At 45.1% G+C, this 20,818-nt stretch carries 23 protein-coding genes and 1 pseudogene; 2 read left to right on the forward strand and 22 right to left on the reverse strand.

The genetic code is table 11. The features are described from left to right. Positions 1-49 precede the first annotated feature (49 nt). From L2717_RS07245 to apbC, 8 genes are read right to left on the reverse strand one after another with little or no spacing between them, the layout of a single operon-like run. Complete coding sequence (locus L2717_RS07245; RefSeq protein ID WP_076499726.1) at positions 50-376, reverse strand: PilZ domain-containing protein; 327 nt, start codon at positions 374-376, stop codon at positions 50-52. 10 nt (positions 377-386) lie between these two features. Then, positions 387-1,340, reverse strand: a complete 954-nt coding sequence (holB, locus tag L2717_RS07250; RefSeq protein ID WP_220774444.1) for a DNA polymerase III subunit delta' — start codon at positions 1,338-1,340, stop codon at positions 387-389. Next, the gene (tmk, locus tag L2717_RS07255) at positions 1,334-1,960 is read right to left on the reverse strand and encodes a dTMP kinase (protein WP_220774445.1); all 627 of its coding nucleotides are present in this window, start codon (positions 1,958-1,960) and stop codon (positions 1,334-1,336) included. The genes holB and tmk overlap by 7 nt, the downstream gene beginning before the upstream one ends. Before the next feature lie 18 nt (positions 1,961-1,978). Next, the gene (mltG, locus tag L2717_RS07260) at positions 1,979-3,016 is read right to left on the reverse strand and encodes an endolytic transglycosylase MltG (protein ID WP_220774446.1); all 1,038 of its coding nucleotides are present in this window, start codon (positions 3,014-3,016) and stop codon (positions 1,979-1,981) included. Next, the gene (pabC, locus tag L2717_RS07265; protein ID WP_220774447.1) at positions 3,013-3,828 is read right to left on the reverse strand and encodes an aminodeoxychorismate lyase; all 816 of its coding nucleotides are present in this window, start codon (positions 3,826-3,828) and stop codon (positions 3,013-3,015) included. The genes mltG and pabC overlap by 4 nt, the downstream gene beginning before the upstream one ends. A gap of 5 nt (positions 3,829-3,833) precedes the next feature. After that, positions 3,834-4,415 carry a dCTP deaminase gene (gene dcd, locus L2717_RS07270; protein ID WP_220774448.1) on the reverse strand — a complete coding sequence of 194 codons (582 nt, stop codon included), beginning with the start codon at positions 4,413-4,415 and terminating at the stop codon, positions 3,834-3,836. Between the two features lie 31 nt (positions 4,416-4,446). Further along, a complete protein-coding gene (gene udk, locus L2717_RS07275) occupies positions 4,447-5,085 on the reverse strand; it encodes a uridine kinase (RefSeq protein WP_220774449.1) in 639 nt (212 codons plus the stop codon). A gap of 11 nt (positions 5,086-5,096) precedes the next feature. Then, positions 5,097-6,212: an iron-sulfur cluster carrier protein ApbC gene (gene apbC, locus L2717_RS07280; RefSeq protein ID WP_220774450.1), complete on the reverse strand. Its 1,116-nt coding sequence runs from the start codon at positions 6,210-6,212 to the stop codon at positions 5,097-5,099. Positions 6,213-6,372: 160 nt separating this feature from the next. Here apbC and metG point away from each other — a divergent pair, with 160 nt between their 5' ends. Next, the gene (gene metG, locus L2717_RS07285) at positions 6,373-8,442 is read left to right on the forward strand and encodes a methionine--tRNA ligase (protein ID WP_248938016.1); all 2,070 of its coding nucleotides are present in this window, start codon (positions 6,373-6,375) and stop codon (positions 8,440-8,442) included. Positions 8,443-8,711: 269 nt separating this feature from the next. Next, complete coding sequence (locus tag L2717_RS07290; protein WP_220773512.1) at positions 8,712-9,668, forward strand: AEC family transporter; 957 nt, start codon at positions 8,712-8,714, stop codon at positions 9,666-9,668. A 109-nt stretch (positions 9,669-9,777) separates the two neighbouring features. On the opposite strand, the pseudogene L2717_RS07295 reads toward L2717_RS07290, so the two are convergent. From L2717_RS07295 to trmJ, 14 genes and pseudogenes are all read right to left on the reverse strand, one after another. Beyond that, positions 9,778-10,505: pseudogene (locus L2717_RS07295) on the reverse strand (transposase domain-containing protein). Between the two features lie 129 nt (positions 10,506-10,634). Beyond that, positions 10,635-11,078 (reverse strand): Hsp20 family protein, encoded by a 444-nt coding sequence (locus L2717_RS07300; RefSeq protein WP_220773513.1) that lies wholly within the window; start codon positions 11,076-11,078, stop codon positions 10,635-10,637. A 237-nt stretch (positions 11,079-11,315) separates the two neighbouring features. Continuing rightward, positions 11,316-11,747: a nucleoside-diphosphate kinase gene (ndk, locus tag L2717_RS07305; RefSeq protein ID WP_220773514.1), complete on the reverse strand. Its 432-nt coding sequence runs from the start codon at positions 11,745-11,747 to the stop codon at positions 11,316-11,318. Between the two features lie 197 nt (positions 11,748-11,944). Further along, the gene (locus L2717_RS07310) at positions 11,945-12,112 is read right to left on the reverse strand and encodes a hypothetical protein (RefSeq protein ID WP_220773515.1); all 168 of its coding nucleotides are present in this window, start codon (positions 12,110-12,112) and stop codon (positions 11,945-11,947) included. A gap of 312 nt (positions 12,113-12,424) precedes the next feature. Next, positions 12,425-13,330: a 30S ribosomal protein S6--L-glutamate ligase gene (gene rimK / locus L2717_RS07315; protein ID WP_220773516.1), complete on the reverse strand. Its 906-nt coding sequence runs from the start codon at positions 13,328-13,330 to the stop codon at positions 12,425-12,427. 157 nt (positions 13,331-13,487) lie between these two features. Continuing rightward, the gene (gene fdx / locus L2717_RS07320) at positions 13,488-13,826 is read right to left on the reverse strand and encodes an ISC system 2Fe-2S type ferredoxin (RefSeq protein WP_076500317.1); all 339 of its coding nucleotides are present in this window, start codon (positions 13,824-13,826) and stop codon (positions 13,488-13,490) included. Between the two features lie 8 nt (positions 13,827-13,834). Next, on the reverse strand, positions 13,835-15,697 hold the full coding sequence (gene hscA / locus L2717_RS07325; protein ID WP_220773517.1) for a Fe-S protein assembly chaperone HscA: 1,863 nt from the start codon (positions 15,695-15,697) through the stop codon (positions 13,835-13,837). Between the two features lie 67 nt (positions 15,698-15,764). Further along, positions 15,765-16,289: a co-chaperone HscB gene (hscB, locus tag L2717_RS07330; protein WP_220773518.1), complete on the reverse strand. Its 525-nt coding sequence runs from the start codon at positions 16,287-16,289 to the stop codon at positions 15,765-15,767. A gap of 16 nt (positions 16,290-16,305) precedes the next feature. Further along, positions 16,306-16,629, reverse strand: a complete 324-nt coding sequence (iscA, locus tag L2717_RS07335; RefSeq protein ID WP_076500311.1) for an iron-sulfur cluster assembly protein IscA — start codon at positions 16,627-16,629, stop codon at positions 16,306-16,308. 14 nt (positions 16,630-16,643) lie between these two features. Next, positions 16,644-17,027 (reverse strand): Fe-S cluster assembly scaffold IscU, encoded by a 384-nt coding sequence (gene iscU / locus L2717_RS07340; protein ID WP_006081856.1) that lies wholly within the window; start codon positions 17,025-17,027, stop codon positions 16,644-16,646. Between the two features lie 37 nt (positions 17,028-17,064). Continuing rightward, entirely contained in the window at positions 17,065-18,279 is a 1,215-nt protein-coding gene (locus L2717_RS07345) for an IscS subfamily cysteine desulfurase (RefSeq protein ID WP_220773519.1), read from the reverse strand. Between the two features lie 80 nt (positions 18,280-18,359). Then, positions 18,360-18,821: a Fe-S cluster assembly transcriptional regulator IscR gene (gene iscR, locus L2717_RS07350; RefSeq protein WP_220773520.1), complete on the reverse strand. Its 462-nt coding sequence runs from the start codon at positions 18,819-18,821 to the stop codon at positions 18,360-18,362. Positions 18,822-19,207: 386 nt separating this feature from the next. Beyond that, positions 19,208-20,017 carry a serine O-acetyltransferase gene (gene cysE / locus L2717_RS07355; RefSeq protein ID WP_220773521.1) on the reverse strand — a complete coding sequence of 270 codons (810 nt, stop codon included), beginning with the start codon at positions 20,015-20,017 and terminating at the stop codon, positions 19,208-19,210. A 53-nt stretch (positions 20,018-20,070) separates the two neighbouring features. Further along, complete coding sequence (gene trmJ, locus L2717_RS07360) at positions 20,071-20,799, reverse strand: tRNA (cytosine(32)/uridine(32)-2'-O)-methyltransferase TrmJ (RefSeq protein WP_220773522.1); 729 nt, start codon at positions 20,797-20,799, stop codon at positions 20,071-20,073. Between the last annotated feature and the right edge of the window lie 19 nt (positions 20,800-20,818).

The following is a 20,818-nucleotide window of genomic DNA, read 5'->3' on the forward strand; positions in this document are numbered from 1 at the left end:
GGACAGCGAGTAAACATTAAAAATACGGCAATAATGCAGTGGGATATACCTACATAGTACAGGTTAAATCCCCAGAGGCGAGTTCGCGGGACAGTAACTTTTCGATATGATGCTTATGACTATCAGGCTCAGACACAATTTTAATGCCAATGCCCACAGGACGCCCACCCGAAGCACCTAAAGGGTTTATCCAGACCACTATACCGCGAAATTCATTCATGAGTGTTGCACCCGGTAAACGATACGAAATCGTCAGGGGTTGACCAAGATAATGGCTTTCGCTGGTTGCAATGAATAATCCTGCCGGCTTAATAAACGGCATATAGGCGCGGTATAGCTGATGTAAGGTATCAAAGTTAACGACGAGATCTACCATGGTATATTTCTTATTTTATTATCTCTCTATATTCTAAGACATAACTTTGACACAAGGCCAGATAATTGACGCTCGGCATTGTACTCAAACTATGACACATTCCCATGATCTTCGCCGCCAAGTTCCCGATCTGCGCTTGAATAAACGCATCTTGATGGCTGTTTTTCAATAAAACCTGTCGCATAAGTAGGTATAGAACCTTAAGAACATCAATTATTTGTTGTTCACTTATCATTAACAAACTAGCACACAGATGACCCGACGACAAACTTTGAGCCCAATCTTTGCGAAACTGTAGCAAGGATTGATAACGGCTTTGTTGCACGTCGTCAGATAGCAAACTCTCTGCCAACTTTAATGGCCCGCCTACAACACTAAGGCACCAAGTCACATCTTCTTGGATGGCGCACTGTTGCGCTAACCAATTTTTAATCATTTCTCTGTTCGGTACCACAAAAGGAATCCGCTGACAGCGGCTACTGACCGTCGCCATCAAACGTGCAGGCGTATCTGATTGCAATATGAGTAAAGTGTCTTTACCGGGTTCTTCAAGGGTTTTAAGTAGCGCATTGGCAGCGGCGGAGTTGAGCCGCTCACTATGATGAATAACCGCAACACGTCGGCCATTTTGCTGTGCAGTGGCGGTTAGGCGAGTGCACAGTTCACGAATTTGATCGACCTTAATTTGATTACCGTCGGCGGCAATATGGTAAAAATCAGGATGATTACCCGCATCAAAGAGCTGACAAGACTTACAAAAACCGCAGGCTCCCACTCGCGTAGGTTGCAAACACATGGCCGCACGCGCCATAAAAACAGCCAGTAACTCGCCGCCATAGGCAGAATCAATACCGACGAGCTGAGCATGGGGGATTTTTTGCCCAGTTAATTGCGCTAAAAATGCTTGTCTTGGTGCTTCGAGCCAAGGCAATTGCTCAGCCGTATATGCTAACTCAGCTACCATGCCATCGCCTGTAGCACAGCTAAGATATCCTTATGGACTTCGGCCATGGTTTGACTAGCATCAATAACAATAATACTATCATCTTCGCAGGCAAGTTTAAGGTACGTAGCGCGAGCCCGCTCAAAAAAGTCAATCGCTTGCTGCTCAATTCTATCCAGTTCACCGCGCTTAGCTGCGCGTGTGAGTCCAAGCTTAGGATCTAAATCGAGGTACAAGGTCAAATCAGGTTTGAATCCTTTTAGCGTGGCATGACTCACCGCCTCCACTAATGGCATTAAGCCACGACCACCGCCCTGATAGGCCAGCGACGATAGATTATGCCGATCGCCCAATACCCATTGACCCTTTGCAAGCGCGGGTTTAATCACATTAGCAATCAACTGAGCTCTAGCGGCATAGATAAGTAAACACTCGGCTTCATCACACAGAGGATCGCTTGCATCGGCTATTTTGACTAAATCGCGGATACGTTCAGCAAGCGGCGTACCACCGGGCTCACGGGTACAAACAGGCGCTTGTCCAGTGTGTTTTTCAATAAAATCACGAATCAGGGCAATAGCACTCGACTTACCAGCGCCTTCTAAACCCTCAATAACAATAAATTTTGCATAAACTGACATGGGATTACTCTGCGTTTTTTACTCGGGTGACTTTTCTGGCGTCGCCGGTTTTTTCTTACGCTGATATATATCAACGGCGCGGTTGTGTTCTTCAAGCGTAGTTGAAAACACATGGGTACCGTCATTACGCGATACAAAATAAAGATAACTCACGCTGGCAGGCTTAGACACGGCCGCAAGTGACGCTTTACTTGGCGCCGCAATGGGCGTGGGGGGTAAACCAAAAATACGGTAAGTATTAAACGGTGTTTCTTCAACTAAATCTTTACGGGTGATATTACCTTTATAACGCTCGCCCATACCGTAAATAACGGTAGGATCGGTTTGCAGCCGCATACCTTGATTTAGACGATTGACAAATACTCCCGCTATTTGTTCACGCTCATGGGCTTGGCCAGTTTCTTTTTCAACTATCGATGCCAAAATCAGCATTTCATAGGGTGATTTTAACGGTAGATTGGGCGCACGTTCAGCCCACGCTTTAGCAAGCTCCTGCTCCATCATTTTATAACTTTGAGTCAGCAAGACTTTTGCATTAGCCTCAGCGGTATAATGGTAAGTATCAGGAAAAAATTTACCTTCGGGTAACGCTGAATCATCGCCCTGCTCCATCAATACCGCCACAAAAATCTCTGGTGACAGCTTTAAATGCGGTGCACTGGCTAATTGTTGTTCCCACTCTGCAATAGTTTTCCCCTCAACTAACGTCAAACTGAAGGTTTTAACTTTTCCGGCTATCAGATCATTAAGCAAATCAGTAACGGTTTGTGATGGCGACATTTCGTAAAGACCTGTGCGAATATTAGCTAGTTCAGGGCGAAACTTGAGTAACCATTTGAGTTTCCAAGTATCTTGGATCACGCCGTCGTCTGTGAGTTGTTGTGCCAGTTGATTCACACTGGTTCCGCGTTCAACAGTGAGTTCTCTTGGCTCGTCTAGGTTTAACGGTGTTTGGCTGTATTCAATCACCGTTTGATAGCCCCAAAAGGCGCCCACACAGGCTAACGTCAGCAAGGTCAACAGGGTTGAACTGGCAATAATAATGATTTTTTTCATAGAGTAAGTGAAAGTGTCTGTCTAAGTTGCGCAGTAATAGGAGTGCGGGTGAATGTAAGCGAATCAATCGCCAGCACATCCACAATGCCTAAAATGCTGTTAGTGATAAACGCTGAGTCAAATTCGATTAAACGCTCAGCGCCAACGGGCAAACATTCGATATTTAGATGCTGTTCAAGCAAAGCCAGCATCACGTGCTCACGCATCACTCCCGCCACGCCGCACTGGGCTAATGAAGGGGTTAGTACCTGATTGCCTTTGATAAAAAATATATTCGCCATTGAAGATTCGATTATATTATCTTCAATATCAGCCACTAGCCAGTCATCAAAGCCCTGCGGTAGCGGATAAGATTTAATCAACACTTGCTCGAGTCGATTTAAGTGTTTTATTCCAGCCAATAAAGGCTGCAAACCTAAGCGTATCGACGAGGTTTTAAGGCAAATACCCCGTTGTTGCCACTGGGCATAATGGCTCGGAATAGTATGAACTGAAACAATTTCGGTAGGCTTAACTATTTCGGGTTCTGGCGGCGCATAGCCTCGGCCACCCACACCACGAGAAACTATTAGCTTAATACAATGCTGTGGATACTCAATGGCTAAAGCCTGAAGCTGTTGTTGCAATGCTTCATTCATTTGCCATTGAAATCTAAGTCTTGCAGCGCCTGCGGTTAAACGAGCTTGATGGGTTTCAAAAAATAAAATCCCCTCAGCGCCGGTTCGCATAGTCGCAAACAGGCCATCCCCGTAAGCAATACCTCGATCGGTAGGATCGACATTCGCCTGTGGTACGCCATTAACCCAAATCACCAGAACTAGTCCTGACTGATACGGCTAGCCACCGCTTCTTGTTGATCTTTATATTTAGCATTCTTGCGAGTGTTATAAGGACGGGCGACCGCATGATTTAGGCGTTCAAAATTAAGCGCGCCTATGGTCATACGTGGGCGTAGGGCTAAAGGTAACTTGCCACTGTTAAAAAACTCGAGCACAATTTTCCCCTGCCAACCCGGATCGATTCGGTGCGCCGTCACGTGTACCATTAAGCCTAAACGTGCCAGTGATGAACGACCATCAAGCCAACCGACGATATCGGCGGGCAGAGTCACGCTCTCATAGGTGACAGCCAATGCCAATTGGCCTGGGTGCAAGAAAAAGGCTTCTCCATCGGGGATTTCGATAATCTCACTCATCACCCGATCAAGCGCCGTCTGCATTTCAGCACTTGGGCCACTCAAGTCGATAAAAGGCGCGGTATGATCTTTAAATACACGAAACTGTCCACCTAAGCGCACGTCAACACTAACGCCTGAAATAGCCTCAATGCCGGGGCGAGGTTCTATTACAATAGTGCCGTTATCAAGGGCTTGTTCAATTTCGATATCAGTTAAGCGCATCTTGCCTATTACTCCTTGAGTTGCTATTTCGTTATTTTGCCAGTAAATGTTGAATACGCGTTTTTAAAATATCGGTCGCTATACGATTTTTACCGCCACGGGGCACGATAATGTCGGCGTATTGTTTTGATGGATCAATAAACTGTAAGAACATTGGGCGCACGGTTTTTTTGTATTGAGAAATCACCGATTCCATAGTACGGCCGCGCTCTGCCACATCACGGGTTAAACGACGTAAGAAACAAATGTCTAGTGGTGTATCCATAAACACACTCGCATCCATCAGTGCACGTAACTTAGGATCGGTCAGCAACAAAATACCTTCTAAAATGATTACCTTTTTAGGCGTCATTGTAACGGTTTCTGCGGTGCGGGTGTGTTCTGTATAGCTATAACAAGGGATATCAACAGCTTCGCCAGATTTAAGCAACTGTAAATGGGTGCACAGCAGTTGGTGGTCTAACGCTTTTGGATGATCGTAATTGGTTAATATTCGTTCATCCATGGATAAATGACTCTGATCGCGATAATACGCATCTTCATTAATTACCCCTATTTGATCTGTGCCTAAATCACGGCGCAATTCGTCAAAAATCGTTTTGGCAATTAAACTTTTGCCCGATGCTGACGCGCCTGCAATTGCGATAACGACACACTGCTGAGAATTCATACCCTTAAACCTTACTCGTCGTCTGACATGCTGATAGAAACTGCTTTTTGGCTCTGTTTGAGAGCCAATTCGGCGCCTACTTTACGGGCAATTTCCCGATAAAGTGCGGCTACTTCGCTGTCAGGATCCGCGACCACTGTAGGAGAACCGATATCCATTGCTTCACGAATATTAATATGTAGCGGCAAAGCCCCTAACAATGGCACGTTATAACGCTCGGCCATTTTACTGCCACCGTGCGTACCAAATGGGTGTTCTTTATGGCCACATTCAGGACATAAATGAAAACTCATATTTTCGACAATACCCAGCACTGGAATGTTCACTTTTTGGAACATGTTGATGCCTTTTTGGGCGTCAGCCAGCGCGATATCTTGTGGCGTTGTAACAATAACTGCGCCACTTACAGGCACTTTTTGCGACAACGTTAATTGAATATCCCCTGTACCTGGCGGCATATCAATCACTAAATAATCCAGCTCAGGCCACTGGGTTTCGTTCAGTAGCTGTGCCAGCGCGCCAGCGGCCATAGGACCACGCCATACGGCCGCCTCATCACCACTGAGCATAAAACCAATCGATTGCGCCGCAATACCATGGGCACTGGCAGCGGTCATATGTTTACCATCGGGAGAAAGCGGTCTGAAATTAGGAATACCTAACATCATCGGCACTGACGGACCGTAAATATCCGCATCGAGGATGCCGACTTGTGCGCCTTCTGCCGCTAACGCTAAAGCGAGGTTAACCGCAGTAGTTGATTTACCCACACCACCTTTACCTGATGCAACTGCAATCACTTGTTTTACATTAGCAATAGGCGCAATAGCAGATAAAGCTGAATAGACTTTAGGTTGAAAATCAATTTCGCATTCAACCTCATCAATAGCATCAAGGACAGCGAGCTTGTTGGTTAACGCCATCACAGTATCGCGATACTGTGTCATGCAAGGGTACGGATAAACTAAGCCAAGCAACAAACGCTTACCTTCCAACGCAAGTTTGTTTACGCATCCTGCGCTCACTAACCCCTTTGATAAATACGGGTCAACAAATGAATCGAGAATAGCCAGAACAGGCTCGAGAAGATCGTCATTTAAACGATAATCGGTTTGTATTGAAGACAAAAGAATTACCCCCACTGATAAATTTGTGCAAGTGTACCAGATAATGCAGAAAACATTAGCGCAGTTTTAGCTCAATCGACTCAGGTTTTGATGAAAATCATCCTGTAATCAGTTAGTATCTCTACCAATATTTTTGGCCCACCACGATATTTGAGAACAGATGGCAACTTCACAACGTAAAATTCTCGTGACCAGCGCACTTCCCTATGCAAACGGACCGATCCACTTAGGTCACATGTTGGAATACATCCAGACTGATATCTGGTCGCGTTATCAAAAACTTCGTGGACATGAGTGCCACTATATTTGTGCCGATGATGCCCATGGCACGCCAATTATGCTCAAAGCACAGCAATTAGGCATCGCGCCTGAAGATATGATTGCCCAAGTGAACACTGAACATCAGCAGGATTTTGCTGATTTCAATATTGCTTTCGATAACTATCACAGCACCCACAGTGAAGAAAACCGCGTATTGGCGAACGATATTTATCTCAAACTACGTGCCAATGGTTACATCAAGAGCAAGAGCATTTCTCAGTTGTTCGATCCTGAAAAATCCATGTTCCTGCCCGACCGTTTTGTTAAAGGGACATGCCCTAAGTGTAAGTCGCCTGACCAATACGGCGATAACTGCGATGCCTGCGGCGCAACTTATAGCCCAACCGAACTGATAAATCCTAAATCAGCGGTATCGGGTGCAACGCCAGTAATGAAAGATTCTGAGCACTTTTTCTTTGATCTACCCGCCTTCGAAGGCATGCTAAAAGAGTGGACCCGCTCGGGCGCTCTGCAAGTCGAAATGGCTAACAAACTCGACGAATGGTTTGAGCAAGGTTTAAAGCAGTGGGATATTACCCGTGATGCACCGTATTTTGGTTTCGAAATCCCCGATGCGCCGGGCAAATATTTCTACGTTTGGCTAGATGCGCCAATTGGTTACATGGGTTCATTTAAAAATCTATGTGACAAACGCCCTGAGCTGAGCTTCGATGAGTTTTGGGGTAAAGATTCTACAGCCGAGGTTTATCACTTCATTGGTAAAGATATTGTTTACTTCCACAGCTTGTTCTGGCCCGCCATGCTGCACGGCTCAGGCTATCGCCAGCCAAATAGCGTCTATGCCCACGGCTACGTGACAGTTAATGGCGCGAAAATGTCAAAATCCAAAGGCACTTTTATTAAAGCGCGCACGTATCTAGATCATTTAGATCCTGAATATTTACGTTATTACTACGCCGCAAAACTCAGCAGTCGTATCGACGACTTAGACTTAAATCTAGAAGATTTCGCCCAGCGAGTTAACTCAGATCTAGTCGGTAAATTAGTGAATTTAGCCTCACGCACCGCCGGCTTTATCACTAAGCGTTTTGATGGCAAGCTCGCAAAAATTAGCGATACCAGCTTAACTGAAGTGTTTTTAGCCAAACAAGACGTGATTGCCGAGTTTTACGAGACTCGCGAATATGGCAAAGCCGTGCGCGAAATCATGGCACTGGCAGATATTGCTAACGGTTTTGTGGCTGATGCCGCGCCTTGGCAAATGGTAAAACACGATGACCAACAGGAAGCCGCCCATCAAGTGTGTTCAAACGCCTTGAATCTGTTCCGTATTTTGGTGACTTATCTAAAACCTGTATTGCCACGTTTAGCGCAAGATGTGGAAGCCTTCTTCCAATTGCCACTGACTTGGGATGCATTGAGCCAAGATTTAGCGGGCCATGAAATCGCGCCATTCAAAGCCATGATGCAGCGTGTTGAGTTAGATAAAGTTAATGCTATGGTCGCTGATTCTAAGGATAACTTGCAAGTCACGGCCGATGTGCCAAAGACAGCAGTAGCTGAAAAGACGGCTGAGGCTTCAGTTGTCAGCAGTGAGCCGCTGGTTGACGATCCAATCAGTGAAACCATCAACTTTGATGATTTTGCTAAAATCGACCTGCGTATCGCTCGCATCGTTAAAGCCGAACATGTTGCTGATGCCGATAAACTGCTGAAGTTACAACTCGATATCGGTGGCGAAACGCGCCAAGTGTTTGCAGGCATTAAATCAGCCTATTCGCCAGAAGATCTCGAAGGCAAACTGACGGTGATGGTGGCAAACTTAGCGCCACGTAAAATGCGTTTTGGCATGTCAGAAGGTATGGTGTTAGCTGCTGGCCCTGGTGGCAGCGACCTGTGGATTTTAGAACCCCATGAAGGCGCGCAGCCTGGCATGCGCGTTAAGTAATCCGCATTAGACCATACTCAAAAATCAATAAGGCCGCATTTTATGTGGCCTTATTTGTTGGTATCGTTCGTGGACACTGAGTATCTCTTATTTTTTAAGCTGTTGAATGTAAATATTAAGTTTAAGAGACCAAGTTTACAAAACATAGTTTAAGGGATTAAGTTGATGCGCACATCTCTATCACCACAACATTTGCTGCAGTGTGGTATTCATATCTGTGACAAGTCTAAAATCGACAGGATTTTAAGTGAATAATTCAAGGAATAACTATGGAAATGATCATTGAGCAGTTACTGTTTTCTGCATCAATAACGGGTCCTATTTGTTTAATGTTAGCACTCGGCGTGCTCCTAAAACGCACCCAAATCATCAATGAAAACTTTATTGATGTTGCATCAAAATTAGTCTTTAACGTAACACTGCCTGCGTTGCTGTTTCTCAGTATCATCAGCTCCAATCACGATCTTGCCTCCAGCGCCCCCTTGATTGTCTATGGTTTAGCAGCCAATCTACTGTTTTTTATACTCTCCACTTATGCAACTAGGCGGCTATTTCCCAAGCACAAAGACCAAGGAGTGATCATTCAAGGGGGATTTAGGGCCAATACTGCCATTATCGGCTTAGCTTATGTTTCCAACGCCTATGGGAGTTCTGGCGTTGCCTTAGCCGCGGTCTATGTCGCCTCGATGACGCTGCTGTATAACATTCAAGCGGTTATTTGCCTAAGCCCTAAAGGCGAAGAATCCAGCCAACGTGCATTTGGCGTGATCATCAAGACCATCACCAAAAACCCACTGATCATTGCCATTATGGTCGGCATGTTGTTCTATTTGCTTGCTATTCCAGTACCGAAAATGGTACTCGATGCGGGACAATACTTTGCCAATATGACCCTGCCCTTAGCACTACTGTGCACTGGCGGTTCGCTCGATATTGGTTCACTCAAACATGAAAAGCATTCGACTTGGTTCTCAACCTCATTGAAACTGATCTTTGCCCCACTTTTTATCACGATTGGAGCCTTGCTGTTGGGCTATCGAGGGATTGAGTTAGCACTGGTTTTTCTAATGAGTTCAGCACCCACCGCAGCCGCAAGCTATGTGATGGCCCGCGCCATGGGAGGCAATGCGCCCCTTGCCGCCAATATTATAGCCCTAACCACAGTCTGCTCGCTGGTCACTTGCACTTTAGGCATCTTTATATTGTCCGCTTTGCGGCTGATTTAGTTACCTTGTTACTGCTCATCTTGGCCAATAGCAGCTTGTATAAACGCTAGAGAAACAGGTTTGAGTGACAATAGAATAATACAAAGCGAGCTAGGCTAATACCGTTCACTTAAGAGTGAACGGCATTTTTATTTGGTCTAATTGGATACTTGTTTTTTGCTCATTTTAAGCACTCTTGGATAAGCTCTTTCCCGTTTACCATCCAACTTAAATTGCCGTGCATTACGTTCTATATCCAATACATCTCTCGCGACATTCCCCGGCGTTTGTGATGGACCGATGGCAAGCTTTTGGCCATCAGTAACATATTGTATCTAATGAGATTGTAGGCCAGCAACACGCCCCACAGCTCTTGAGTCACCAGCTCCGACAGTTGACTGCGCAGTGTAAAGCGACTCTCCAACAGGTGTTGTTTCATCTCTCTGTAGCCCAGTTCGATTTCCCATCGATGGGCATATAAGTCGACAATGTCTTCGCCGGGGTAACGCATCGGGTCAGTCAACGAGGTCAAAATGGCGACTAACTTACCTTTCACTGTCTTAGTGAGTAAACGCCCTTCAAGGGTATCTGGGAGCTGCGTGCAACATAATCAATATATTGTGGCAAGACAATGTCGAGTTTGTTGATGAGTGACCAAACAGACTCTCCTCGGAACAAGGCCAATTCGATAACCGCCCAAATCATCAAATCCATCGGCAATTTACGCCGTCTGAGTGTGGTAACGCCCTGAGAGTCCAAACAGGATTGAATTAACTCAGGTTCTAACACATCAGCTAAGCAGGTGAATTCGGTTAGGCGGGTAATATGAGTGCGAGCGAGAGCTTCTGAAAGTTGCATAAAAAAATCCGATGACAAGAGGTCATCGGATTTTGATCTTTTCAGCGAGATCGTCAAGCGATCTGTCTTAACTGATCGGCATTATGCATTATGCTCCCCTTTCTATTCAATCGGTTACCGCTAAGTCAGTTATGATTGATTATCGAGTAAGCGCGATGAGCTGATCTCAATCTTGCGTGGTTTTAACGCTTCAGGGATCTCACGTACCAGATCGATATTCAATAAGCCATTTTCTAAACTTGCACCCAATACGGTAACATAATCAGCAAGTTGGAAGGTACGCTCAAAACCGCGCTCTGCAATACCTTGGTACAGGTATTTACGCTCAGATTGGATTTCAGCTTTATTACCTTTGACTAATAATTTCTCCCCTTCACTACTAATCTCAAGTTCATCCATAGAGAATCCAGCGACGGCCATCGTAATGCGATAACGATTTTCGCCTAATAATTCAATATTATATGGTGGATAACCTGTGTTGCCATTATTAGCGGCAGCATGCTCTGCTAATTGTGCTAAACGATCGAAACCAATGGCACTACGGTAAAGTGGAGTTAAATCATAATTACGCATGTTCATATCCTTGTCTTAAGCAATATGGAAGTTTGGCGGACAGTTTTCACAATGAAAACATATTAGGTCTCGCCGAGTTAAAGAGTCTGTCCTTGCGGCACAGACTTGATACTAAGATCCTCATAGAGCGATCCTGCAATAGATATAGGGACGGGAAACCACATTTCAAGCTATAAAATTAAAAAATTTTCAATAAAAAAGGAGCCTAAAGGCTCCTTTTTTAATCTTAGTGTTAAATTAACGTGTGCGTAGGCACAGTTCTTCAGCACTAAAGAAGTAAGCAATTTCGCGTGCTGCAGATTCAACCGCATCAGAACCGTGAGCAGCGTTTTCGTCAATGCTTTCAGCAAAATCAGCACGGATAGTACCAGGTGCTGCTTGAGCTGGGTTAGTTGCACCTAAAATTTCACGGTGAGCTAAAACAGCATTTTCGCCTTCTAACACTTGGACCATGATTGGACCAGAAGTCATGAATGCAACAAGATCACCAAAGAAACCGCGCTCGCTATGCTCAGCATAGAAACCTTCAGCTTGTTCTTTTGTTAGGTGAAGCATTTTTGCTGCAACGATCTGTAGACCTGCAGTTTCAAAACGATTGTAGATAGCACCAATGTGGTTTTTTGCAACAGCATCTGGCTTAATTATAGAAAATGTGCGTTCGATCGCCATGAAGAGCTTCCTTTAGTGAGCAAGTTAAAAAATTCGCGCGGATTATACGAAATTTAAACGCTAAATCCTATCTTTATAGCCAATTAGTCTGAGATTTTATGTTCATTTGCTTTATTGATAATCAGTTTACGCATACACAAGACCCTCACTAGGATTAAAAAATCTTAGCGAGGAATGCAAACTCATTAAAAATATGCTTATTTTCTATTCTTGGCCCACATACCCGCCCACACAATCAAAGCCACTAAGATGACTGCGGGAGCAAGATCTAGCAAGTGATGGAATAAACCAACACCGCCATGGCCGGGGTGAGCCCAAACCATGGAGGGAACAAATGCGCATAACAATATAAGTAAAATTTTCATGTGGACATCCTTGCGCTTGCAGCTGCGATAACAACGTAAATAATCTAAAATACTTAACCTAGTTATAACAAGGTACAAGATTCATTTACGGTGAACTTGACAGTGATCAAATTCTTACTAAATATCGCTTACGGCTCCGCAAAATCGTGACATGTGTCACTTCAAATAATCATTTAAAAGACACTTTGGCTCACATTCAAATATGCCTAGTCATGAATGTTACTTTAATCCTATAGAGGTAACCTATTGAGCAATTAAGTGACCCATCAGGAAATACATCAGTGTTGATATGACACACTCAAGGACAAAATATTAACCCTGCGCTTGAGTCACTTTTTTCACTTTAATTGCATTTTTTTCCACAAAATCAATGATAGCACCCGCCACATCTTTCGTGGTGGCGCCTTCTATGCCCTCAAGCCCTGGAGATGAGTTAACTTCCATGATCACAGGTCCGTGGTTTGAGCGCAGTAAATCAACACCAGCCACATTTAATCCCATGGTCTTAGCCGCGCGGATAGCGACTGACCGTTCTTCTGGCGTTAATTTAACTAAACTTGCCGTGCCGCCACGATGCAAATTAGAGCGAAACTCACCGGGCATCGCTTGGCGTTTCATGGCGGCAATGACTTTATCACCAAGCACAAAACAACGAATATCGGCACCATTGGCTTCTTTGATATATTCCTGCACCATGATGTTGGCTTTAAGGCCCATAAAGGCTTCAATCACACTCTCTGCCGCTTTACGCGTCTCGGCTAATACCACACCAATTCCTTGGGTGCCTTCGAGTAGCTTGATGACTAACGGCGCCCCACCCACCATATCAATTAAGTCTGGGATATCACTCGGCTTATTCGCAAAACCTGTGATGGGTAAACCAATACCGCGACGTGACATCAGCTGCATAGAGCGCAATTTGTCACGTGAGCGCGAGATCCCAACTGAATCATTTAGGGCATACACACCCATCATCTCAAACTGGCGCAATACTGCTGAGCCATAAAAGGTAATTGATGCGCCAATACGAGGAATAACCGCATCAAATGCAGGTAGCTCGCGCCCACCAATATGGATACTCGATTGCCGCATGTTGATATTCATATAACATTCTAAGGGATTAATTACATGTACTTCATGACCACGTAATTGAGCTGCTTCAACGAGTCGCTTTGTTGAATATAACTCAGGCCCTTGCGATAAGATCGCTATTTTCATTCAGGTCTCCGGCAACCATTAATTTTGAGCGCATAATACGCCTGCGCTGGGATAAATCAAACATCTATACCCATAGACAAGGTTAGTTGCACAAATGCTCAACGCCAAAAGTAAAAAACCAGTCGCTTGGACTGGTTTTCATCATACTACAACACAATTAATTGCCTTCGCTGACCATATTAACTGTGTATTTAGGAATTTCAATCACCATATCACTATCAACTACTTTAGCCTGGCAAGATAGACGGCTTTCGGGCTCTAACCCCCATGCTTTATCAAGCATATCATCTTCAAGTTCATCACTTGGCTCAAGATCGTTAAAACCTTCACGGACGATACAGTGACATGTAGTGCAAGCACAGGACTTTTCACACGCATGTTCGATATTAATGCCGTTACGCAGCGCTACATCGAGAATGGTCTCACCAACATTGGCCTCAAGTACTGCGCCATCTGGGCACAATTCAGCATGGGGAAGAAAGACTAACTGGGGCATCGTATCACCTATATATTGTCGATCGATTGGCCTTTAAATGCCACTCGAATAGAATTGTCCATACGTCTGGCAGCAAAGTCTTGGGTTTGCTCATCCAGTGTTTCAATTGCGTGTTTAATCGCATCGGCATCATCACCCGTGGCCACTTGTGCTACATGAGTCATGGTAGCATCAATCAGCTCACGCTCATCGGCATTCAGTAAATCACCATCTTTGGCTAATGCAGCATGTAAAGACTCGAGCACTCTGGCAGCTTCAACCTGCTGCTCCGCAAGCATACGACGGCCAATATCATCCTTGGCATACTTCATCGAATCTTTCAGCATAGTGGCTATTTCAGTATCGGATAAGCCAAAAGACGGCTTAACTTGGATACTAGATTGCACGCCTGTAGATTTTTCCATCGCAGTCACGCTCAGTAAACCATCGGCATCCACTTGAAAAGTGACACGAATATGCGCAGCACCTGCAGCTAATGGCGGAATACCTTTGAGCGTAAAACGCGCTAGCGAGCGGCAATCGGCAACGAGTTCACGTTCACCCTGCACGACATGGAATGCCATCGCAGTTTGACCATCTTTAAAGGTGGTAAACTCCTGCGCGCGTGCAACCGGAATAGTGGTATTACGCGACACCACTTTTTCCACTAAACCGCCCATAGTCTCAATGCCTAACGACAGTGGGATCACATCGAGCAATAACAAATCAGATTCAGGTTTATTACCGACTAAAATATCAGCTTGAATTGCTGCACCAATCGCCACAACACGATCGGGATCGATAGACGTTAGCGGCGGTTTACCAAAGAAAGCTTCAACTTGTTCACGCACTAATGGCACGCGCGTTGAACCGCCAACCATGACCGTTTCGAGCACTTCATCTGCGCTTACGCCTGCATCACGCAGCGTACGGCGACAGCAGGCGATGGTTTTTTTCACTAACGCTGCAATCAAAGCATCAAACTCAGCTTTGGTAACAATTTGCGTCAGCTCTGTACCGTCGGCGAGCGTCACTCTCGCTTCAGTTTGAACCGCATCAGTTAAGGCTTCTTTCACACGGCGCGACTCAATTAACAGTTGACGACTTAATTGCGAATCTATGTCTTTAAGCTGCCAAACTTGTTGCATATGTGCTTGCAATAAATGGTCAAAATCATCACCGCCAAGGGCTGAATCGCCGCCAGTGGCCAACACTTCAAATACACCACGATTTAAACGTAAAATAGAAATATCAAAAGTACCGCCACCCAAGTCATAGATGGCAATCACCCCCTCTTGCTTAGAGTCTAAACCGTAGGCAATGGCAGCCGCTGTTGGCTCATTTAATAGGCGTAACACTTTAACACCCAGTAAAGCTGCAGCATCTTTAGTGCCTTGGCGCTGGGCATCATCAAAATAAGCCGGCACAGTGATCACCACGCCTTGCAGCTCGCCACCTAAGGTCTTTTCAGCGCGGGCGATAAGCGGACGCAAAATTTCCGCAGAAACTTGCACCGGATTCACTTGGCCTTGAGGGGTAACAAATAAAGGTAAGCCATTTTCGCTAGCTGCGAACTCATAGGGGAATGATTGTTCGCCTGCTTGAATATCCGCAAGGCTACGACCCATAAAACGCTTCACCGAGACAATCGTATTTTGTGGGTCTTGCGCCGAGCTCAGAGCTGCGAGGGCGCCAACTTCAACTGTATCTTGGGTATAGCGCACTATAGAAGGTAATGAATGCTGTCCAAATTCGTCCGGCAGAGTTGCCGTCTCACCACTTCGAACCGCTGCCACTAAAGAATTAGTGGTACCTAAGTCAATGCCAACGGCAAGTCTATGTTGGTGCGGCGCGGCACTTTGTCCGGGCTCAGCTATCTGCAAAAGGGCCATATATATCCAACTTAGTAATGCCGACCCAAGCACGCTTGAGTCAGCAAGATAACGTAAACACGTAAAATTAATCTAACAGCGCGTCTTCAACTCTAGTTAATTCACCGTGTAATTTTGCCATAAATTTAAGTTTGCGAACTTGATCCGCCGCTAACAATGCATCTTCAGGCTGCTCGCTGCTTAACAATTGTGTCAATTGCTGAGTCAGTTGCGCGCGGTACTGTGCAAAAGATTGATATAACTCATCGATGCTGGCTTGAGGATCGGCACTGTCGCGTATGTCTTCTAACGCTTCACGCCATTCCATCTGCTGCATTAAAAAGGCCGTATCTTTCACCGTGGTGGTTTCATGGCTTAATTCAATGCCGCGAAGGGACAACATGTGCTCGGCACGGCGAATAGGATCTTTTAAGGTTTGAAAACCATCATTGACTTGCGCAGTGCGTTGTACTGACAGCAATTTTTGCTGATCAGTATCATTAGCAAACTTATCGGGATGAACCGCCCGTTGCAGTTCGCGATAGCGTTCTGCAAGTAAGGCGGTATCAATATCGAAGGCAGGAGAGAATTTAAATAACTCGAAATAATTCATGCGTTAACTTTAGCAGTTAAACAGTGAAACTTTCACCGCAACCACACTCACCTTTTGCGTTAGGGTTGTTAAATTGAAAGCCTTCGTTCAGCCCTTCTTTAACAAAATCCAGCTCAATCCCTTGAAGATAAATCAGGCTCTTAGCATCAATAATGATTTTCACACCTTCGATATCAAAAACTTCATCGTCATCATTCAAAGAATCAACGAACTCAAGTACATATGCCATACCTGAACAGCCTGATGTTCTTAAGCCGAGACGCAGGCCTACACCTTTGCCTCGGTTAACTAAGAAAGATCTGACACGATCGGCTGCCGCTGGGGTCATTGTAATCGCCATCTTAACTCCAGATGTTACTTAGCTTGTTTCGATTTATACTCGTCGATAGCTGCTTTAATGGCATCTTCCGCCAAAATTGAACAGTGGATTTTTACGGGTGGCAGTGCTAATTCCTCAGCGATATCAGTATTTTTAATCGCCGCTGCTTGTTCGATAGTTTTGCCTTTAACCCACTCAGTCACCAGTGAGCTAGATGCAATTGCGCTACCACAACCGTAGGTTTTGAACTTAGCATCTTGAATAATGCCATCGGCACCGATTTTCAACTGAAGTTTCATCACGTCACCGCAAGCAGGCGCGCCTACCATACCGGTTACGACCGAAGGATCGTTTTTATCGAAAGAACCAACGTTACGTGGGTTCTCATAATGATCTATCACTTTTTCACTGTAAGCCATGGTACTGCTCCAAAATTATCTATTGTAAAAGCCAGAATTAATGATGTGCCCACTGAACTTGGTTCAGATCGATTCCATCTTTGAACATTTCCCACAAAGGAGACATTTCTCTTAATTTATCAATAGATTGAGTAATAACTTCGATAGCGTGATCAATTTCTTCTTCCGTTGTGAAACGGCCGAGTGAGAAACGAATTGAGCTATGTGCCATTTCATCGTTTAAACCAAGTGCACGTAATACGTAGCTAGGCTCTAAGCTGGCTGAAGTACAAGCCGACCCCGATGAAACCGCTAAATCTTTAAGGGCCATCATTAACGATTCACCTTCAACATAGTTGAAGCTGACGTTGAGGCTACCGCAATGGCGTTGAGTCAAGTCACCGTTGATATAGGTTTCTTCGATGTGCTTAATGCCATTCCATAATTTGTCACGTAATGCACCGATACGGGCGTCATCAGAGGCCATTTCCGCTTTTGCGATTGCAGCCGCTTCACCTAAACCGACGATTTGATGCGTTGGTAACGTACCGCTACGCATACCACGTTCATGACCACCACCGTGCATTTGCGCTTCTAAGCGAATACGTGGCTTACGACGAACATAGAGCGCGCCAATTCCTTTAGGGCCATACATTTTATGGCCAGAAATTGAGATCAAATCCACTTTAGTGGCTTGCACATCGATAGGTAGTTTGCCCGCACTTTGCGCCGCATCCATATGGAAGATAATGCCTTTTGAACGGCATAACTCACCGATGGCATCGATATCGTGGATCACGCCGATTTCATTGTTCACATGCATAATGCTGACAAGAATAGTGTCATCACGCATTGCCGCTTCTAAACGTTCCATTGGAATGATGCCGTTTGGTGCTGGCTCTAAGTAAGTGACTTCAAAACCTTCGCGCTCTAATTGACGGCAGGTATCGAGCACCGCTTTATGTTCAGTCTTGCTGGTAATGATGTGCTTGCCTTTCTTGTTATAGAAATGAGCCACACCTTTAATCGCTAAGTTGTTAGATTCAGTCGCGCCAGAAGTAAACACAATTTCACGGTGATCAGCGTTAATTAACTCAGCAATTTGATTGCGAGCAATATCTACCGCTTCTTCAGCTTGCCAGCCGTAACGGTGCGAACGTGAGGCGGGATTACCAAAAATGCCGTCCATTGTCATACATTGGAACATCTTTTCCGCGACTCTTGGATCAACAGGCGTGGTGGCGGCATAATCTAAATAGATAGGAAGCTTCATAACACACTCCGTACTGAGCAGTCTCTGGTAGAGGCTACATACAACGTACAAAAATTATTTTTATATATAACAAATCGTCATTACAAACTGACTCTTTGTTCCTTTTGTATAGTGTCTTGCTTAAGAGAGATAAATTGCACATCTCGCTTCTGCATCAAGCCAGCAAGACTGATACCATCTAAAAAATCTGAAATTTGTTTGCTTAAATCGCCCCAAAGTGAATGGGTTAAGCAGCGAGTTCCACTCTGACAATTACCCAGTCCTTGGCAACGAGTCGCATCAACTGACTCATCTACAGCATGGACAACCATGCCGACAGAAATATCATTGGCTTCTAAGCCTAAGCGATATCCACCGCCGGGTCCTCGTACACTGGCCACTAAGCCATGTTTTCTTAGCTTAGCAAAGAGTTGTTCAAGATAGGAAAGCGAAATGCCTTGTCTTTCAGAGATATCCGCTAAGGGAACGGGTCCCGATGCTGAGTGGATTGCCACATCTAGCATAGCGGTTACTGCATAACGACCTTTTGATGTCAGTTTCATAACTACTATCATAGCTCCCGAAAAGGTATGCTTCATTTCAAACAAGTATGCTTTATTTCAACATACCCGAGTAAATCAGTCAAGTATTAAACCTACTAAAACACTCAGGTATTAAGAGTGCATCAATACCCTTTCATCTTGGTGGGGTATTTAACCTTTTTCCGCTCTAAGATTCAATGCTGAAAAAGCAATTTATCGACATCTAGCACGATATCCACAACGAATAAAAGCGTTTAGAAGGAGAAGCAAGTTATCGAAACTGAGCAGGACGTTAGCCAAAATCTAGTCAAACACTCGCTAAAACTGAGTAGAATCTTAGCGAAATCCTAGCCAAGCATGAGTTTGATAGCTGTATTGACATCAATCATAAACGCTGTCATCTCGCTTTAAACACTGGGATCAAACTCATCGCGCTTGTCTGTGGCGACTTTTTCAGCATCATTGAACTCACCCATATCAAGCTCAGGCAACTTTTCTGTGCAAACATTGCCACCCAGTCCTTGAATGGCTTGACACAACTCTTGTACTTTCGAGTCCATTAGATGCATGTGATCCAGCATCTGTCCTATCGCATTGGCAACCGGATCAGGGTTATCCGGTGATACCGCATAAGCATCAAAGCCGTATTTTTTTGCCATTGCGCTGCGACGTTCGGTTTTCTCTTTCGATTGCGCTGACGGTGTTGCCACCACGCGCCCAGGAATGCCCACAACCGTAGTATCTTTAGGCACATCTTTCACGACAACGGAGTTAGAACCGACACGAGCACCATCATGCATCGTAATAGGACCGAGGATTTTTGCCCCCGCACCGACCACCACATTATTCGCTAACGTTGGGTGACGCTTACCGGCTTGCCATGTAGTGCCGCCAAGCGTAACACCATGATAAAGTGTGCAATCATCGCCAATTTCAGCGGTTTCACCAATTACTACGCCCATGCCATGGTCGATAAAAAATCGACGCCCTATGGTTGCGCCAGGATGAATTTCAACCCCGGTTAGCCAACGGGAAAAAGTCGATAAACAACGTGCCGTTAAACGCCAATCGCGCTTCCAAAGCTTATGGCTTATCCGATGCAACCAAATAGCATGCATGCCTGGATAGTTAACCAAGATCTCAAAGGCGCTGCGCGCCGCAGGATCACGGTGATATATAGATTCAATGTCTTCTTTTAGCCTAGCTATCACGCCCATTATTTATCCTTTGCGGTCATTCTGTACGGTAATTATTGATGATTAGGATCTGGCTATTTATCTTTAGAATCGGTCACTTTCTCAATTGACGTCAAAATACCCCTAAGGATATTCATTTCAGGGCTCTCAATCCGTGCGCGACTAAATAAACGACGCAGTTTCATCATCACTTGTCCAGGATGATTCTTGATGATAAATCCAGTCGCTAGTAAGGTCGATTCAAGGTGGGCAAAAAAACGTTCCTGATCGGCGGCCAGCGGATACTCTGTTGGCTCCTCCTCTATCACTTCTTTTTGTGCCAGATGGGCAACGCGGGTTTCATAACAAATAATTTGTACCGCTTGCGCCAAATTGAGCGAGCTGTATTCAGGATTGGCCGGAATAGCTACATGATAAGTGCATTGTTGCAATTCTTCATTGCTTAACCCGTGGTTTTCACGGCCAAACACAATAGCAACAGGGCCGTTAAGTGCCTCGGTGGCTAACTTTACGCCCGCTTCTCTTGGCTCTAACATCGGCCAATCTAAGGTGCGGCTGCGCGCGCTGGTTGCAATAACTAAGCTGCAATCGGCTATCGCTTCAGCGAGTGAATCGACTTTTACAAGGTGTTTAAGAATATCCGATGCACCCGCGGCTAAGGCGATGGAATGCCCATCAGGTTCAACACGCGGTTCGGCAAGATACAAATTAGACAAACCCATAGTCTTCATCGCTCTGGCAGTGGAACCAATATTGCCGGGGTGCGATGTCCCCACTAAAACCACTCGAATATTACTTAGCATGGAATAACTTAATTTAATT

Origin of the sequence: Shewanella glacialipiscicola (assembly GCF_023283485.1) — a bacterium.
Lineage (GTDB): Bacteria > Pseudomonadota > Gammaproteobacteria > Enterobacterales > Shewanellaceae > Shewanella > Shewanella glacialipiscicola.

Excerpts from the sequence above, each read along its gene's own strand:
- iscU (WP_006081856.1), bottom strand. The coding sequence starts at position 17,027 with ATGGCTTACAGTGAAAAAGTGATAGATCATTATGAGAACCCACGTAAC.
- L2717_RS07345 (WP_220773519.1), bottom strand. The coding sequence starts at position 18,279 with ATGAAGCTTCCTATCTATTTAGATTATGCCGCCACCACGCCTGTTGAT.
- trmJ (WP_220773522.1), bottom strand. The coding sequence starts at position 20,799 with ATGCTAAGTAATATTCGAGTGGTTTTAGTGGGGACATCGCACCCCGGC.
- hscA (WP_220773517.1), bottom strand. The coding sequence starts at position 15,697 with ATGGCCCTTTTGCAGATAGCTGAGCCCGGACAAAGTGCCGCGCCGCAC.
- fdx (WP_076500317.1), bottom strand. The coding sequence starts at position 13,826 with ATGCCCCAGTTAGTCTTTCTTCCCCATGCTGAATTGTGCCCAGATGGC.
- L2717_RS07300 (WP_220773513.1), bottom strand. The coding sequence starts at position 11,078 with ATGCGTAATTATGATTTAACTCCACTTTACCGTAGTGCCATTGGTTTC.
- iscA (WP_076500311.1), bottom strand. The coding sequence starts at position 16,629 with ATGGCGATTACAATGACCCCAGCGGCAGCCGATCGTGTCAGATCTTTC.
- tmk (WP_220774445.1), bottom strand. The coding sequence starts at position 1,960 with ATGTCAGTTTATGCAAAATTTATTGTTATTGAGGGTTTAGAAGGCGCT.
- L2717_RS07290 (WP_220773512.1), top strand. The coding sequence starts at position 8,712 with ATGGAAATGATCATTGAGCAGTTACTGTTTTCTGCATCAATAACGGGT.
- L2717_RS07310 (WP_220773515.1), bottom strand. The coding sequence starts at position 12,112 with ATGAAAATTTTACTTATATTGTTATGCGCATTTGTTCCCTCCATGGTT.
- dcd (WP_220774448.1), bottom strand. The coding sequence starts at position 4,415 with ATGCGCTTAACTGATATCGAAATTGAACAAGCCCTTGATAACGGCACT.
- L2717_RS07245 (WP_076499726.1), bottom strand. The coding sequence starts at position 376 with ATGGTAGATCTCGTCGTTAACTTTGATACCTTACATCAGCTATACCGC.
- metG (WP_248938016.1), top strand. The coding sequence starts at position 6,373 with ATGGCAACTTCACAACGTAAAATTCTCGTGACCAGCGCACTTCCCTAT.
- iscR (WP_220773520.1), bottom strand. The coding sequence starts at position 18,821 with ATGAAACTGACATCAAAAGGTCGTTATGCAGTAACCGCTATGCTAGAT.
- hscB (WP_220773518.1), bottom strand. The coding sequence starts at position 16,289 with ATGAATTATTTCGAGTTATTTAAATTCTCTCCTGCCTTCGATATTGAT.
- ndk (WP_220773514.1), bottom strand. The coding sequence starts at position 11,747 with ATGGCGATCGAACGCACATTTTCTATAATTAAGCCAGATGCTGTTGCA.
- mltG (WP_220774446.1), bottom strand. The coding sequence starts at position 3,016 with ATGAAAAAAATCATTATTATTGCCAGTTCAACCCTGTTGACCTTGCTG.
- rimK (WP_220773516.1), bottom strand. The coding sequence starts at position 13,330 with ATGAAAATAGCGATCTTATCGCAAGGGCCTGAGTTATATTCAACAAAG.
- cysE (WP_220773521.1), bottom strand. The coding sequence starts at position 20,017 with ATGGGCGTGATAGCTAGGCTAAAAGAAGACATTGAATCTATATATCAC.
- holB (WP_220774444.1), bottom strand. The coding sequence starts at position 1,340 with ATGGTAGCTGAGTTAGCATATACGGCTGAGCAATTGCCTTGGCTCGAA.
- udk (WP_220774449.1), bottom strand. The coding sequence starts at position 5,085 with ATGAATTCTCAGCAGTGTGTCGTTATCGCAATTGCAGGCGCGTCAGCA.